Origin of the sequence: Amycolatopsis sp. SID8362, from assembly GCF_010550475.1 — a bacterium.
Classification (GTDB): domain Bacteria; phylum Actinomycetota; class Actinomycetes; order Mycobacteriales; family Pseudonocardiaceae; genus Amycolatopsis; species Amycolatopsis eburnea.
The window spans coordinates 1-870 of record NZ_JAAGNB010001045.1 but is presented as its reverse complement, the minus strand read 5'-3'; the positions used below and the strand labels follow the sequence as shown (position 1 = coordinate 870).

General features: G+C 71.5%; 2 protein-coding genes. Both read left to right on the top strand.

Going from position 1 to position 870, the window contains the following annotated elements:
• A partial coding sequence (locus G3I65_RS32585; protein ID WP_345944095.1) for an ATP-binding protein occupies window positions 1–434 on the top strand: 434 nt, incomplete at its 5' end.
• A 183-nt stretch (window positions 435–617) separates the two neighbouring features.
• Window positions 618–870: leucine zipper domain-containing protein (locus tag G3I65_RS32580; RefSeq protein ID WP_160699498.1), on the top strand; the 253-nt coding region annotated here is incomplete at its 3' end.

Below are 870 nucleotides of genomic sequence, written 5' to 3'. Positions count from 1 at the left end.
AGACGGCGATCACCGAGCTGCGGGAGCTGGCCCGCGGCATCCGGCCGGCGATCCTCACCGAAGCGGGCCTGGTCGCGGCGGTCCGGTCGCTGGCCGACCGCAGCCCGATGGACGTGGACCTGTCGGTCGGCACGGTGCCACGCCTCGACGCGGCGGTGGAGGCGACGGCGTACTTCGTGACGTCGGAAGCGCTGACGAACGCGTTGAAGCACGCGCGGACCGACCGCGCCGACGTCCGGATCGCGGTCGAGGGCGCGGAACTGCGGGTCGCGGTGACCGACCACGGTGCCGGCGGCGCGTCCCTGGACGGCGGGACCGGGCTGGCGGGCCTGCGCGACCGCGTCGAGGCGCTGGGCGGCGAACTCGACGTCGCCAGCGGCCCCGGCGGCACCGCCGTCAGCGCGGTCATCCCCTTGGTCGCCGAAAAGCCGTGAAGGCCTCCTTACCGGCTTCAAGCGCCGGTAAGGAGGCCTTCACGGACTACGGGACTAGATGTGATGTCCGGGGACGTTGTCCCGAGTTGAGGTGATCACTGGCGGCCTGTCGTGCTGACAGGTGAAGGCCTCCGGATGTGAAGTGGAGCTGTCTAGGAACCGCTTCACCCGCCGGAGGCCTTCGTGTCCCACCCTAACGCCACCCTGACCCCGCGCACCCGGCTGCGACTCGCCCGGCTGGTCGTCGAACACGGTTGGACCCACGCTGAAGCGGCCAAGATGTTCATGGTCGCCGCCAAAACGGCCGCGAAATGGGCGCAGCGCTACCGGCTCGAGGGCGCGGCAGGGATGGCTGACCGCAGCAGCCGCCCCCACCACAGCCCGACCCGCACCCCCGAACACCTCATGCGGGCGATCGTGCGGCTGCGATGGCGCC